We start from the raw sequence: 13,938 nt of genomic DNA, 5'->3' as shown, positions 1-13,938 counted from the left end.
GTCGCGCGGCCTTTCGTGCGGCTTGCCGTGCGGGTCAGGGCGTCCAGTCGGGACGCAGCGGATAGCCGTTCACCCCGTCCGGGCCGTTCCGGGTGGCGAGCACCTGGTGCAGCTGGATGCCGTTGCGTTCGAACGCCATCCGCGAACCCGCCATGTAGAGGCCCCACACCCGGGCGGTCCCGGGGCCCACCTCGCCCACGCAGAAGTCCCAGTGCTCGACCAGGTTGCGGCACCAGCCCGCCAGGGTCAGCGCGTAGTGCTGCCGCAGGTTCTCCTCGTGGTGCACCTCCAGGCCGGCGTCGTGCACCTCGCTGATCAGCCGACCCGGCCCGGCCAGCTCGCCGTCCGGGAAGACGTACCGGTCGATGAACGCGCCGGAGCGGTGCGGGGCCCGGTTGTCGGCCCGGGTGATGCAGTGGTTGAGCAGCCGGCCGCCCGGCTTCAACCGCTCCCGCAACGCCCCGAAGTAGGCCGGATAGTTGCGCACCCCGATGTGCTCGGTCAACCCGATCGAGGAGATCGCGTCGAACCGCTCGCGGGGCGCGTCCCGGTAGTCCAGGTGACGCACCTCGGCCAGCTCGGCCAGGCCCTCCCGCTCGATGGCCGCCTGCGCCCACTGCGCCTGCGCCTTCGACAGGGTCACCCCCAGCGCCTTCACGCCGTACTCCCGGGCGGCGTGCCGGACCATGCCGCCCCAGCCGCAGCCCACGTCGAGCAGCCGCATCCCCGGCTTCAGCGCCAACTTGTTCGCCACCAGGTCGTACTTGGCGCGCTGCGCCTGCTCCAGGGTGTCCTCCGGCGAGTGGAAGACCGCGCAGGTGTACGTCATGGACGGGCCGAGCACCTTCTCGTAGAAGGCGTTCGAGACGTCGTAGTGGTGCGAGATCGCCGTGCTGTCCCGGGTACGCGAGTGGCGCAGCCCGTTCATCACCCGCTTCCAGCGCGGCAGCGCCTCCTGCGGCGGGGGCGGCGGCGGCATCAGCCGCTCCCAGCCGAGCCCTTTCACCAGGGCCAGCGCCTCGGCCACCGGCGGCATCCGCAGCGGCATCTCGTCCTTGAGCACCCGCAACGCCTCGTACGGGTCACCCGGGTGCACGCCGTCCAGGCCGAGGTCACCGCTGACGTACGCGCGGGCCATGCCGAGGTCGCCGGGGGCGGTGAGCAGATAGGACAGGCCCCGCTCGGAGCGGATCGACAGGGTGATCCCGGCGTCGGCCGGGCCGACGGCGCTGCCGTCGTATCCCGTCACCCGGACCGGCAACGCGCCGGTGGTCACCGCGCGGACCACGTCCGCCACGGTCGGTCCCGTACGCCGGCCTCCCGCCGGCGGGCCGGACGGGGCGTCCGCCGCCCCCTGTTCACGGTCGATCAGGCTCATTGCCGCGCTACCGCCTTTTCATAGAGTCCGGTGAGCCGGTGGTCCGGGTCGTAACGGTCCTTCACCGCGCGCCACGTCTCGCCGCCGTAGAGCCGGTCGAACGCCGCACGGTCGTAGTACGCGTCGGAATAGAGCGACTTGTGTCCGCCCGCCTCCGACACCGCGCGCTCGATGGTCCGGTTGACGTCGCCGTCGGCGGCGCCCTCAGCGATCGGCACGCTTCCCCAGAAGCCGATGTTCACATACGTTTCGCCTGGTTGCAGCGGATATAGCGGCCAGGCCCGGGCGGATCCCGGACCGGCCGGCTCGCGCAGCCGCAACGGGCAGAGCCAGACCGGGGTCATCCCGACGTGCTTGTCGAACCAGCGCAGGAAGTCGGCGGTGCCGTCGAGCGGGATCTCCACGTCCTGCACCACCCGCTCCCGGGCGGGCCGGCCGCGCATCCGGTCGATCCGGGCGGCCACCTGGTGCCGGTGCTCCAGCCGGACCAGCCGGTGATAGAAGTCGCTGCGCCGGCAGCGCGCCGGCCAGAGCCGGCGGACCACCGGGTGCTGCACCCCGAACGCCGCCGAGCACCAGAACCAGTCGGTGTCCCAGCGCCACAGATAGTCGTACGTGGTCAGCACGTCCCGGGTGCGCCGGCGCAGCGAGCGGTAGTAGATGTCCTGGCCGGTGTAGTCGCTCGGCCGCTCCGCCTCGTCGCTGAAACCGCCGAGCACGAGGTAGGCCTCGCCGGGGCTGAACACCACCCCGTCCATCGCGTCGACCGGCTCGCCCGCCCACTCCCCCTTGGCGACCACGTCGCGGATCGCGTCGACCAACTCCTCCAACCGGGTGAAGCGGATGTTGCGCAGCGCCACGTGGCGGCGCACCGGCTGGAGCTCGATGCGCAGCCGGGTGGCGTAGCCGAGGCTGCCCAGCGAGTTGGGAAAGGCCCGGAACAGGTCGGCGTGCTCGCCCTCCGGCCGGACGGTGAGCAGTTCACCCGCCCCGGTGAGGATGTCCATCTCGCGCACCGACTCGTGCGGCAGGCCGTTGCGGAACGACGTCGACTCGATGCCCAGCCCGGTCACCGCGCCGCCCAGCGTGATGGTGCGCAACTGCGGCACCACCAGCGGCATCAGCCCGTGCCGGAGGGTCGCGTCGACCAGGTCCTCATAGGTGCACATGCCCTGCACGTCCGCCGTGCGGGCGGCCGGGTCGACGTCGAGCACCCCGGTGAGGCCACTGACGTCCAACCCGGGGGCGCTCGGCGCCGATCTCGGGCGGAACAGGTTCGAGGTGCGTTTGGCCAACCGCACGGGCTCCCCGGCGGGCACCGCGGCGTACGAGCGACGCAGTGTGTCCACCGCCCGCTCATGATCACGGACAGCACGCATGAGCTGACCTTACGCCGACACCAGCCGATCGGCAGGCCCTCCACGCTGGCCGTTCCGTGACGTGTCGCCGGGTCAGCGGCGGTGGATCGGGGTGTGGCGGGGCCGGGCGTGCGCGGCATAGCGTGGAGGCATGCCGAAAGCCGTCTGGAACGACCTGGTCATCGCCGAGAGCGACGACACCGTGCTGGTGGAGGGGAACCACTACTTCCCCCGCTCGGCCCTGCGCGCCGACCTGATCACCGACTCCGCGACGCACACCGTCTGCCCCTGGAAGGGCACCGCGTCGTACCACTCCCTGACCCACGACGGGAAGACCAGCGAGGACGCCGTCTGGTACTACCCGGACCCGAAGCCCGAGGCGGAGCAGGTACGCGACCGGGTGGCGTTCTGGAAGGACGTCCGGGTCGTCGACTGAGCCACCCCCGGCGCGGGGCGACTGGCGATCGACCGTCGCGGTGGGTGAGGATGCCACCATGCCCGATCCCGAGCCGCGCACCGACCCGCCCGGCACCGTGTACGGCGCCCGCCCGGCGGCCCGCCCCGGGCGGGCGGGTGACCCGCTGCTGCGGATCGCGCTGGGCGTCGCCGTGGCCGGCGTACTGCTGGGGCTCTTCTTCGCCACCGGGGTGCTGGGTGGCGGCGGCGACCAACCGGTGCTGCCGGCGGCGGCCGCGCCCACCCCGGTGAGCAGCGAGCCGGCCACGCCCGCGACCACCGAGGCGGCACCGACCACCCCCGCCGAGCCGTCACCGACCCCCGCCGCGACCACCGCGGCGGCCCCGGTGGCCGGCCCGAAGGTGTTCCGGGCCGCCGCCTCCGGGCTCTGCGTCGGGGTGACCGCCGACGACCCGGAGGGTGCCGACGCGGCCCTCGCCCCCTGCACCGGCGGGCCGGAGCAGCAGTGGGTGGCGAACCCGGTCGCCCCCGACGTGTGGACGTTGACCAACGCGGCCAGCGGCAAGTGCCTGGACGTCGACGGGCAGCGCGCCGACGACGGGGTGGCCGTGCAGCAGTGGTCCTGCAACGGCCAGCCCAACCAGCAGTGGCGGCTCACCCCGACCGGGGCCGGGCCGGTGCTGCTGGTCGCCGGGCACAGCGGCAAGTGCGCCCAGGTCCACGAGGCCGGCACCGAGCCCGGTTCCGTGCTCGAACAGGCGCCCTGCTCGGGCGCGCCCGAGCAGCAGTGGGCGCTCGGCTGACCGGTGCGCCCCGGCCGACTCGGCGCCGGCCCGTTCAGCCCCGGTAGCTCCACGCCCGCCGGCCGACGGTGACCGGCAGCGCGACCGGCGTCGGCGCGACGCCGCCCCGGCGGCGGAGCAGCAGCAGCGAGAGCCCGGCCGCGCCGATCGACAGGGCACCCGCCGCGTACCAGGCCAGGGCGTAGTCGCCGAGCCGGTCGCGGACCAGCCCGGCACCGGTGGCGGCGATCGCCGCGCCGAACTGGTGGGCGGCGAAGACCCAGCCGAAGACCACCGCCCCTGACGCCCCGAAGTACTCCCGGCACAGCGCCACCGTCGGCGGCACGGTGGCCACCCAGTCCAGGCCGTAGAAGACCATGAAGACCAGCATGCTCGGCCGGGCGGTGCCGGCGAAGAGGCCGGGCAGCACCAGCAGCGACGCACCACGCAGCGTGTAGTAGCCGCCGAGCAGCAGCCGGCTGTCCACCCGGTCGGTGAGCCAGCCGGACAGGACGCTGCCGGCGATGTCGAAGAGCCCGACCAGGGCGAGCAGCCCGGCCGCGGTGGTCTCCGGCATGCCGTGGTCGTGCGCGGCCGGCACGAAGTGGGTGCCGACCAGGCCGTTGGTGGTCGCGCCGCAGATCGCGAAGCCGCCGGCCAGCAGCCAGAACGGCCGGGTCCGGGCGGCGACGGCCAGCGCGCCGAGCGCCCGGCCCGCCGCCCCGCCGGCCGGCGGCGGCGCCGGCGTCACCTCGGTCGCGCCGTAGGCGGGCAACCCCAGGTCCGCCGGGTGCTCGCGCAGCAGCCACCCCACCAGGGGTACGACCGCCAGCGCGGCCCCGGCCACGGCGAGCGCCGCCACCCGCCAGCCGTGGTCGCGGACCAGCACCGCCAGCAGGGGCAGGAAGACCAGCTGGCCCGCCGCCCCGCCCGCGGTCAGCACCCCGGTCACCAGGCCGCGCCGGGCCACGAACCAGCGGCCGGTGACGGTCGCCACGAAGGCCAGCGCCATCGAGCCGGTGCCCAGCCCCACCAGGACGCCCCAGCAGAGGATCAGCTGCCAGCTCGCGGTCATGAACACGGTCAGGCCGCTGCCGAGGGAGACCAGCACCAGCGCGGCGGCCACCACCCGGCGGATGCCGAAGCGGTCCATCAGCGCGGCGGCGAAGGGGGCGGTCAACCCGTACAGCAGGAGGTTGACCGAGACGGCGGCGGAGATGGTGGCCAGCGGCCAGCGGAACTCGGCGTGCAGCGGGTGCAGCAGGACGCCCGGCGTGGCACGGAAGCCGGCCGCGCCGACCAGCGCGACGAAGGCGACAGCGGCGACGGTCCAGGCCGGGTGGAGGCGACGGTTTCGGGTCACGGTCCGAGTCTCGGGCCGCCGGGCCGGACCGACGAGTGGCCGGAAAGCCATCATGCGCAATAATCGGGCCATGACCGTCCCGCACCGGATCGCGGTGCTCGCCGTCGACCAGGTGGTCGGCCTGGACCTCGGCACCCCCAGCCAGGTCTTCGGCGCCGCCCGCACCGCCGACCTCCAGCCCCTCTACACCGTCGCCACCTGCACCGTGGGCGGCCGGCCGATCCGCAGCACCGGCGGCTACCGGGTGCTCCCCGACCACGGCCTGGAACTCGTCGGGACCGCCGACACGGTGATCGTGCCGGGGGTGCACGCCGGCTCACCCGGCTTCGACGGCACCGTCGACCCGGCCGTCACGGCGACGCTGCGGGCGGCCCACGAGCGGGGCACCCGGATCATGTCGATCTGCACCGGCGCCTTCGTGCTGGCCGCCGCCGGGCTGCTCACCGGCCGCCGCGCCACCACCCACTGGGCGTACGCCAAGCTGTTCCGTCGCCTGCACCCGGACGTCGACCTGGACCCCGACGTGCTCTTCGTCGACGACGGCGTGCTCACCTCGGCCGGCGTGGCCGCCGGCATCGACCTCTGCCTGCACGTCGTCCGCACCGACCACGGCAGCGAGGTCGCCAACCGGGCGGCCCGCCGCTGCGTGGTGCCACCGTGGCGGGACGGCGGGCAGGCCCAGTACATCGAACGCCCCGTGCCCCGGGCCGCGGAGACCGGCACCGCCGCCACCCGGGAGTGGGCGCGGCAGCGGCTGCACGAGCCGATCGCGCTGCGCGACCTCGCCGCCCACGCCCGGATGAGCGTCCGCACCTTCACCCGGCACTTCCGCGCCGAGACCGGCCTGAGCCCGGCGCAGTGGCTGCTCGGGCAGCGCACCGACCAGGCCCGGCTGCTGCTGGAGACCACCGACCTGACCGTCGACCAGGTGGCCCACCGCTGCGGCTTCGGCACCACCGCCGCCCTGCGCCAACACTTCCACCAGCGGGTCGGCGTCGCCCCCGCCACCTACCGCCGCACCTTCCGCCACGCCTGATCCGCCCGGACCCGCCCGGGCGTGCGGTCGACACCGTACGAGGTCAGGCCGGGTGGGGGTGACGGCGCAGGGCGCGCAGCTGGGCCAGGTGCATCGGCAGGTGGACGCGGGTGTGCAGGTCCAGCACCCGACCCCAGGGCAGCGAGTCGTCGACGTCCAGGTCGAAGCCCTCGCGCAGCACCGTGTCCACCGGGGTCTCCGCCGCCGCGCCGAGCCGCTCGGTGAGCGCGCAGAGCTTCTGGCTGGTCGCCCGGAGCAGGGCGGCCAGCCCGTCCAGCCCACCGCACTCCGACACCAGCGCGTCGAGCTGCGGACGGTGGATCGTCTCCAGGTCGTAGTACGCGAACGGCGACCCGGCCAGCACCGCCTCGGTCGCCTCGCTCATCAGCTCGTCGTTGGCGGCCAGGTGCGCCACCACCTGCTCCGCGCTCAACTCCCCCTCGGCCGGCGGCCCGAACCCGCCCCCGTCCACCTCGGCGAACACCCGGTCGTACGCCCGCCGCAACTCCCCGCTCTCCATGCCACGCAGTGAACCCCGCCCGCCCCCGTCGATCATGGAGTTACGGCACCCGATTCACCCGGATGGGCAGCATTCGTCCACGACCACAACTTCATGATCGACGGGGAAGGGGTCAGCGGCGGCCGTGGCGGGCGCGGAGGTAGTCCGAGACGACGTACTCGCCGAGGTCGTCGAGGTCGGGGGTGAAGACGCGGCCCTTGGAGCGGCGGGCCACCGCGTCCACGAAGCGGCGCAGGCCGGGGTCGTCGCCGAGCATGAAGAGGTTGAGCGTGGCACCGAAGCGGGTCAGCTTGTCCACCTCGTGGACGGTCGCCTCGATCGTCTCCCGCAGCGGCGGCCAGTGGAAGTACGCCTCGCCGTCCTCCGGGTCCAGGTGCGCGGTCGGCTCACCGTCGGTGACGACCAGGACCACCGGCTCCGCGCCCGGGTGCCGGCGCAGGTGCCGGCCGGCCAGCCGCAGCGCGTGCTGCAGGTTGGTGCCCTGCTCCATGTCCGGCTCGACCGCCGCCAGCTCCTGCTGGGTCAGCGGCACCGCCTCCCGACCGAAGCCGACGATCTGCAACGCGTCCTGCGGGAACCGGGTCGCCACCAGGTGCGACAGCGCGAGCGCCGTCTGCTTCATCGGCCCCCAGCGCCCCTGCGACACCATCGAGTACGACAGGTCCACGCAGAGCGCCACCGCCGCCGACGCCCGCCGCTCGGTCTCCACCACCTCGAAGTCGTCGACCGCGAGCTGCACCGGCACGGTGGGGCCGGCACGGCGGACCGCGCGGGTGAGCGTGCGCACCACGTCGAGGGGCTGCTCGTCGCCGTACTCCCAGGGCCGGGACGCCCCGCTGACCTCGCCGGCGGCACCCGCCGAGCGCAGGTCGTGCTGGCCGCGCGGACCGGCGGTCAGGTCGGCGAAGACCCGGCGCAGCGCCGTGCCGGCGAGCCGGCGCAGCGCCTTCGGGCTGAGCGTCAGCCCGTCCGCGTCCCGGCTCACCCAGCCCTGCCGGCGCAGCTCCCGCTCCAGCTCCCGCAACCGGCGTACGTCGTCGGCGGCGTCCCGGCCCAAAGTCCGGGCCACCGCGTCCACGTCGACGTCGTCCAGGGTGCCCCCGGACCGGTCCGGGTCCAGGGCGTCCAGCAGCTCGTCCAGCTCGGCGATCTCGCCGAGCGCGCCGGTCGCCTCCCCGTAGCCGAGCGGCTGGTCACCGCGGACCCGCTCGCCGCGCTGCCAGTTCAGGTCGGGGCGCAGCGAGCGCAGGTGCGCGTCGAGCGCGGACAGCTCACCGGCCAGCCCCTCGCCCAGCGACTGGCGCATCAGCCCGGCCAGCTCCTCCCGCTGCCGGTCCGACAGCGACCGCATCAGCCGCTCCCCGGCCGCCGCCCGGCGGGCCAGCACGTCGACCAGCTCGTCGACGTTCCTCGGCTGCTCGGGGAAGAACTCGCCGTGCCGGCGCATGAACTCGGCGAACGCGTCCGTGGTGTCCTCGGCGCGGGCGTGCCGGGCCAGCAGGTCGTTGAGGTCCCGCATCATCTCGGCGAGCTGCCGCTGCACCGCCGGGTCACCGGCCGCGCGGGCCGCGTCCCGCAGGCCGGCGAAGCGCTGCTCCAGCACCTCGCCGCGGAGCCCGTCGAGGATCCGCTGGTACGTCTGCCGGGCCTCGTCGCTGGCCCACTGGTAACCGGACAGCTCCTCGACCGCCCGGGCCGTGGAGCGGGGCAGGTTGTCCAGCACCGCCTCGGCGAACCGGGCGTCGTCGCCGTCGCGCCCGCGCAGCTCGTCCCGCTCGGCGGCCAGCGCCTGGTCGAGCAGGGCCCGGGCCCGGGTCACCGCGCCGTCCAGGTCGCCCCGGCGCAACGCCTCGCGGCGCATCCGGCGGGCCCGGGCGGCCAGCTCGTCGAGGCCGCCCGCCCCTGCGGACCCCGCCGCAGCAGGTCGCGCAGCGCCTCGCGGAGGCTGCCGCCGTTCAGCACCTCCGCCCCGACCGCGTCGACGGCGGCCCGCACGTCGTACGGCGGGGCGAGCGGGTCGGGGCCGCCGCGCCACTGGCCGTACCGGAACCGGTTGCCGGCCATGGTCAGCCCCGGCCGCCGTAGACGGTGCGCCCGGTCTCGGTGACGTCCTTGCCGAGCCGGCGGGTCAGGTGCAGTCCTTCCAGCACGAACTCGATCCCGGCGGCGGCCTCGTCGGGGGTGGGCGCGTCGCCCATCCCGAGCCGGTCGAGCACCTTGGCCAGCCCGGGCACCGGGCCGACCTGGCGCAGCAGCTCGGCCGCCGGCACCAGCTCCCCGGTCTCGATCACCGCGCCCTCGGCGACCAGCCCGGTGAACCCGGACAGGTCCAGGCCGGCCAGCCGGGCCAGGAACGTCTCCGCGGTGGCGGTACGCAGCAGGTGGGCGAGGAGTTCGATCTCCCGCCCCTCCTCGCCGCTCTCGAACTCCACCTTGCCGCGCAGCGTGGAGGTCACCGAGACGGCGTCGCCGACCCGGCCACCGCCGCCTCCGGGCGTACCCCGGAGTCGCCGGCACCGGCCGCCGAGCCGCCGGCCGCCGACGCGCCGGCGAGCAGGCCGGCGCGGCGCAGCGCGGCGGCGGCGACCGTCTCGGCGGCGGCGATGGCGAAACGGGCGGAGACGCCGGAACGCGGGTCCACCGACGGCGACTCGCGGACCGCGCGGGCGAACCGGGCCAGCACCTCCAGCACGTGCTCGGGCACCTCGGCGACCAGGTCGGCCTCCTGCCGGATCAGCGCCAGCTCCAGGTCGAGGTCGACCGGGTAGTGGGTGCGGATCTCCGCACCGAAGCGGTCCTTGAGCGGGGTGATGATCCGGCCCCGGTTGGTGTAGTCCTCCGGGTTGGCGCTGGCCACCAGGAGCAGGTCCAGCGGCAGCCGCAGCTGGTAGCCGCGGACCTGGATGTCCCGCTCCTCCAGCACGTTGAGCAGCGCCACCTGGATGCGTTCGGCCAGGTCGGGCAGCTCGTTGACGGCGAAGATGCCCCGGTTGGTGCGCGGCACCAGTCCGAAGTGGATGGTCTCCGGGTCGCCGAGGGTACGCCCCTGGGCGATCCGGATCGGGTCGACGTCACCGATCAGGTCACCGACGCTGGTGTCCGGGGTGGCGAGCTTCTCGCCGTACCGCATCGACCGGTGCAACCAGCCGATCGGCAGGTCGTCGCCGGCCTCGGTGACCAGCGCCAGCGACGCCGGGGTGAGCGGGTGCATCGGGTGCTCGTTGAGCACCGAGCCGGGAATGACCGGGGTCCACTCGTCGAGCAGCGCGCCGAGCGAGCGGATCAGCCGGGTCTTGCCCTGGCCGCGCTCGCCGAGCAGCACCATGTCGTGGCCGGCGAGCAGGGCCCGCTCGACCTCGGGCAGCACGGAGTCGTCGTAGCCGACGATGCCGGGGAAGCGGTCCTCGCCGGAACGCATCCGGGCGAGGAGGTTGTCGCGGAGCTCAGCCTTGACCGTCCGGTAGCGGTGGCCGGACGCCCGCAGCTCGCCGAGCGTGCCGGGCAGGTCGGCGGGCGGGACCGGGGAAACCTGGTTGGGCGCAGTCACCCGGCCAACGCTAGCGCGGCCCACCGGGCAACCGCCCGTTTCGCCGTCGACTCAGCCGGTGGGCACCACGAAGCCCGACTCGTACGCGGCGATCACCGCCTGGGTGCGGTCCCGGACACCCAGCTTGGCCAGCACGTTGCCGACGTGCGTCTTCACCGTCTCCACCCCGACCACCAGCCGGGCGGCGATCTCGGTGTTGGACAGCCCGGTGGCCATCAGCCGCAGCACCTCCCCCTCCCGCTCGGTGAGCCGCGCGGAGCGCAGCCCGTCCCCGCCCCGCCCGCCGTACGTGCCGACGAGCTGCCGGATCGCGGCGGGGAAGAGCAGCGAGTCGCCGGCCGCCACCACCCGGACCGCCTCCACCACCTCGGCCGGCCGGGCCCGCTTCAGCAGGAAGCCGCTCGCGCCGGCGCGCAGCGCCTCATAGACGTACTCGTCGTTGGCGAAGGTGGTGACGACCAGCACCTTGGGCGGGTCGGCGGAGGTGGCCAGCAGCCGGCGGGTGGCCTGGATGCCGTCGATGGCCGGCATCCGCACGTCCATCAGCACCACCCGGGGGCGCAGCTTCGCCACCAGCGGCGGCACCTCCGCGCCGTCGGCCCCCTCGCCGACCACCCGCAGGTCGGGCTGGGCGTCGATGATCGCCCGCAGCCCGAGCCGGATCAGCTCGTCGTCGTCGACGATCAGCACGTCGATGGTCACCCGATCTCCCTCCCGGCCACCGGCAGCCGCACCCGGACCTGCCAGCGGTCCCCCTCCGGGCCGGCGCTGATCCGCCCGCCGAGCAGCAGCACCCGCTCCCGCATGCCGTCCAGGCCACGTCCGCCGCGCCCCGGGCCGGTCGCGCCGCGCACCGCGTTGACCAGCTCGATCTCCAACCACCGGCCGCGCCCGTCGGGCCCCGCCGGCTCCTGCCTGGGTACGTCGACCCGCAGCGTCACCGGGCCACGACCGTAGCGGGCGGCGTTGGTGAGCCCCTCCTGCACGATCCGGTAGCCCTCCCGGGACACCGCCGCCGGCAGCGCCACGAGCGGGCCGCTGACCCGGGACTCCACGGTCAGGCCGGCGGCCCGGGTGTCGGCGACCAGCCGGTCGAGCTGGTCCAGGGTGCGCTGCGGTGCGGTGCCGGCGCGCGCCCGGCCGCCGCCGTCGGTCTCCCGGAGCAGCCCCAGCACGTGGTCCAGGTCGTCCATGGCGTGCCGGCTGGTCTCCTCGATCGCGCGCAGCGCCCGACGGGCGAACTCGGGATCCGCGTCCAGCAGTTCCCGGGCCGCGGCGGCCTGGAGGGTGGCCACGGTCAGCGCGTGCCCGACGGAGTCGTGCAGCTCCCGGGCGAGCCGGTTCCGTTCGGCGAGCCGGGTCGCCCGGGCCTCCAGGGCGGCGATCCGCTCCGCCTGCGACGGGCCGAGCAGCACCGGCGCCATGGAGGCGGCCAGCGCGCCCAGCCCGGCGACCGCGTAGCCCAGCGCGACCAGCAGCACCACCCCGACCAGCGCCGTCCAGCGCGGACCGTGGTCGAGCAGCGGGCCGACCCCGACCGCCTCCGGCGGCCCGGTGTCCAGGCCGAACTGCCGCGCGATGAAGACCAGCGCCATCGGGAACGCGCTGATCGCCCCGAAGAGCACCAGCCCCCCGGTGACCAGGTGCAGGGCGATCCAGAGGGCGGACCGCAGCCGGGTCTCCCGGTCCGGCCGGTGACCGGGCGCCGGCTCCGGCAGGTCGACGTCGAGCAGGGCCCGCGCGGCGGCGACCTCCAGCGCCCGGCTGCCCGCCAGGAAGACCGGCACCACCGCGAGCACCGCGGCCACCAGCAGCAGGCCGGTGGCCAGCGGCCCGGGGACGTCCTCGTTGGTCAGCAACTGCCCGAAGGCCGCCGCCAGCAGCGCGTACGGCAGCAGGAGCACCCCGCCGAGCAGCAGGAACACGGCCCGTCGCCACGTACTTCCCCGCACCAGCGGCGCCAGCACCCCCCGAACCGTCACCCCGCCATTCTCCCGCCGACCCCGGCCCGCCCGACTCCCCCACACCGGGGAGATCCCGCCGCCGACGAACGTCAGCGGTGGTCGGCCACGTAACCCGCCGGGTCCTTGTCGGAGAAGGACAGATTGCGGCCGTTGCGGTGCTCGCCGTAGAAGCGCAGCCAGCGCGCCCCCAGCTCGGCGCGCAGCTCCACCCCGGCGTGCCGGCGGAAGTCGGGCAGCGCCTCGTCCTCCTCCTCGGCCAGGTGCTCGCTGTTCTCCCGGCGGGCCGTCCAGACCGCCGCCCACCACTCGTCCGAGCCGACCGGGTGCCGTTTCGACTCGGCGATCGCGTCGCGGATCTTGTTGTGGTCGCCGATCGCGTCCTCGGTCTCGTCGGCGCCGTCGTCGCCGTGCTTCACCAGGTGCGGATAGAGGATCGCCTCCTCCGCCTCGGCGTGGACGTCCAGGTGCAGGCTGAGCGCCTCCCAGATCGCCAGCAGCTCCGCGTCGTCCCGGGCATCGTCGAGCCGGGCGAAGCCGCGCCGGAAGGCGGCGTGGTCGTCGAGGATCAGCGCGGTGATGTCGTCCATCGTGGTCACCTCCCGGTCCGGGCGCGGATCAGCTTCGGCACGGCGGCCAGCCCGGTGACCGGACGGAACCGGCGCGCGGCGGCGGCGAGGGTGGCGTACTCGTCGTCGGCCAGGTCGATCTCGGCGGCGGCGGCGTTGCGCTCCATCTGCTCCACGCTGGAGGCGCCGGGGATGGCCACCACGTTCGGGTGGTGCAGCAGGTAGGCCAGCGCGATCTGGCTGGGCGTGGCGTCGTGCGCGTCGGCCACCTCGCGCAGGGTGGCGATCAGTTCGGTGCCCCGCTCCAGGTTCACCGGCAGGAAGTACGGGTTGGCCCGGCGCACCGCCCCGCTCGGCGGGTTCGTCGCGTCGTACCGGCCGGAGAGGAAGCCCTGCGCGAGCGGGCTGTACGCGATGACGATCCGGCCCGCCTGCTCCGCGTACGGGATCAGGTCCTCCTCCGGACCGCGGTCGATCATGCTGTAGCGGACCTGGTTGCTGAGCACCCGGCGGCCCAGCGCGGCCTCGGCGAACCGCCACCGGCGCAGGTTGTAGTTGCTGACGCCGACCTCGCCGACCAGCCCGACATCCTGGAGGGCCCGCATGCCGCGCATCGTGGTGGTGTCCGCGACCACCGGGTTCGGCTGGTGCACCTGATAGAGGTCGATGCTGCTGACGCCGAGCCGGGCGGCGGAGGCGACCGCGCGCTGCTGCACCACCGGGGCGACCGGGAGCACCGGGAAGATCTTGCTGGCCACGACCACCTTGGCCCGGTCGTCAGCGAGCGCCGCACCGAGGATCCGCTCGCTGCGGCCGAAGCCGTACAGCTCGGCGGTGTCGAAGAGGGTGACGCCGAGGTCGAGCGCGCGCCGGACGATCTCCGCCGCCCGGTGCTCGTAGTCGGGGCCGTAACCCCACTCCCGCGAGCCGAACTGCCAGGTGCCGAGACCGATCTTGGAAATGGGCTTGGGGGTGTCGAGCGGGACGAATCGCATGGCCTCGAAGCT

The 13,938-nt window shown here is 74.7% G+C and carries 11 protein-coding genes and 2 pseudogenes; 3 read left to right on the top strand and 10 right to left on the bottom strand.

The window, feature by feature from the left end; all coding sequences use genetic code 11:
- Positions 1-34: 34 nt before the first annotated feature.
- Together MRQ36_RS18360 and MRQ36_RS18355 are read right to left on the bottom strand one after the other, a co-directional pair.
- Positions 35-1,378: a class I SAM-dependent methyltransferase gene (locus tag MRQ36_RS18360; RefSeq protein WP_242797123.1), complete on the bottom strand. Its 1,344-nt coding sequence runs from the start codon at positions 1,376-1,378 to the stop codon at positions 35-37.
- Positions 1,375-2,757 carry an FAD-binding oxidoreductase gene (locus MRQ36_RS18355; protein ID WP_242797121.1) on the bottom strand — a complete coding sequence of 461 codons (1,383 nt, stop codon included), beginning with the start codon at positions 2,755-2,757 and terminating at the stop codon, positions 1,375-1,377. Before MRQ36_RS18355 ends, MRQ36_RS18360 begins: the two co-directional genes overlap by 4 nt.
- 130 nt (positions 2,758-2,887) lie before the next feature.
- On the opposite strand from MRQ36_RS18355, the gene MRQ36_RS18350 reads away from it, so the two are divergent.
- Both MRQ36_RS18350 and MRQ36_RS18345 read left to right on the top strand, forming a co-directional pair.
- Positions 2,888-3,172, top strand: a complete 285-nt coding sequence (locus MRQ36_RS18350; RefSeq protein ID WP_242797119.1) for a DUF427 domain-containing protein — start codon at positions 2,888-2,890, stop codon at positions 3,170-3,172.
- A 58-nt stretch (positions 3,173-3,230) separates the two neighbouring features.
- On the top strand, positions 3,231-3,956 hold the full coding sequence (locus MRQ36_RS18345; protein ID WP_242797118.1) for an RICIN domain-containing protein: 726 nt from the start codon (positions 3,231-3,233) through the stop codon (positions 3,954-3,956).
- Positions 3,957-3,990: 34 nt separating this feature from the next.
- Here MRQ36_RS18345 and MRQ36_RS18340 read toward each other — a convergent pair whose 3' ends face one another.
- On the bottom strand, positions 3,991-5,298 hold the full coding sequence (locus MRQ36_RS18340) for an MFS transporter (protein ID WP_242797117.1): 1,308 nt from the start codon (positions 5,296-5,298) through the stop codon (positions 3,991-3,993).
- A 52-nt stretch (positions 5,299-5,350) separates the two neighbouring features.
- On the opposite strand from MRQ36_RS18340, the gene MRQ36_RS18335 reads away from it, so the two are divergent.
- Positions 5,351-6,334, top strand: a complete 984-nt coding sequence (locus MRQ36_RS18335; protein ID WP_242797116.1) for a GlxA family transcriptional regulator — start codon at positions 5,351-5,353, stop codon at positions 6,332-6,334.
- A gap of 43 nt (positions 6,335-6,377) precedes the next feature.
- Here MRQ36_RS18335 and MRQ36_RS18330 read toward each other — a convergent pair whose 3' ends face one another.
- From MRQ36_RS18330 to MRQ36_RS18300, 7 genes and pseudogenes are all read right to left on the bottom strand, one after another.
- Positions 6,378-6,854 (bottom strand): hypothetical protein, encoded by a 477-nt coding sequence (locus MRQ36_RS18330; RefSeq protein WP_242797115.1) that lies wholly within the window; start codon positions 6,852-6,854, stop codon positions 6,378-6,380.
- A gap of 112 nt (positions 6,855-6,966) precedes the next feature.
- Positions 6,967-8,918 (bottom strand): annotated as a pseudogene (locus tag MRQ36_RS18325) (VWA domain-containing protein).
- A 2-nt stretch (positions 8,919-8,920) separates the two neighbouring features.
- Positions 8,921-10,401, bottom strand: a pseudogene (locus tag MRQ36_RS18320) (magnesium chelatase).
- 51 nt (positions 10,402-10,452) lie between these two features.
- Positions 10,453-11,103, bottom strand: coding sequence for a response regulator transcription factor (locus MRQ36_RS18315; RefSeq protein WP_242797114.1), 651 nt, complete (start codon positions 11,101-11,103; stop codon positions 10,453-10,455).
- On the bottom strand, positions 11,100-12,383 hold the full coding sequence (locus tag MRQ36_RS18310; RefSeq protein WP_374250383.1) for a sensor histidine kinase: 1,284 nt from the start codon (positions 12,381-12,383) through the stop codon (positions 11,100-11,102). Before MRQ36_RS18310 ends, MRQ36_RS18315 begins: the two co-directional genes overlap by 4 nt.
- Before the next feature lie 71 nt (positions 12,384-12,454).
- On the bottom strand, positions 12,455-12,952 hold the full coding sequence (locus MRQ36_RS18305) for a hemerythrin domain-containing protein (protein ID WP_242797110.1): 498 nt from the start codon (positions 12,950-12,952) through the stop codon (positions 12,455-12,457).
- A gap of 5 nt (positions 12,953-12,957) precedes the next feature.
- Positions 12,958-13,926, bottom strand: a complete 969-nt coding sequence (locus MRQ36_RS18300) for an aldo/keto reductase (protein ID WP_242797108.1) — start codon at positions 13,924-13,926, stop codon at positions 12,958-12,960.
- Positions 13,927-13,938 lie beyond the last annotated feature (12 nt).

The organism is Micromonospora sp. R77, from assembly GCF_022747945.1.
Classification (GTDB): Bacteria; Actinomycetota; Actinomycetes; order Mycobacteriales; family Micromonosporaceae; genus Micromonospora.
The sequence above is the reverse complement of the archived record's forward strand: the minus strand, read 5'-3'. Positions and strand labels throughout refer to the sequence as shown.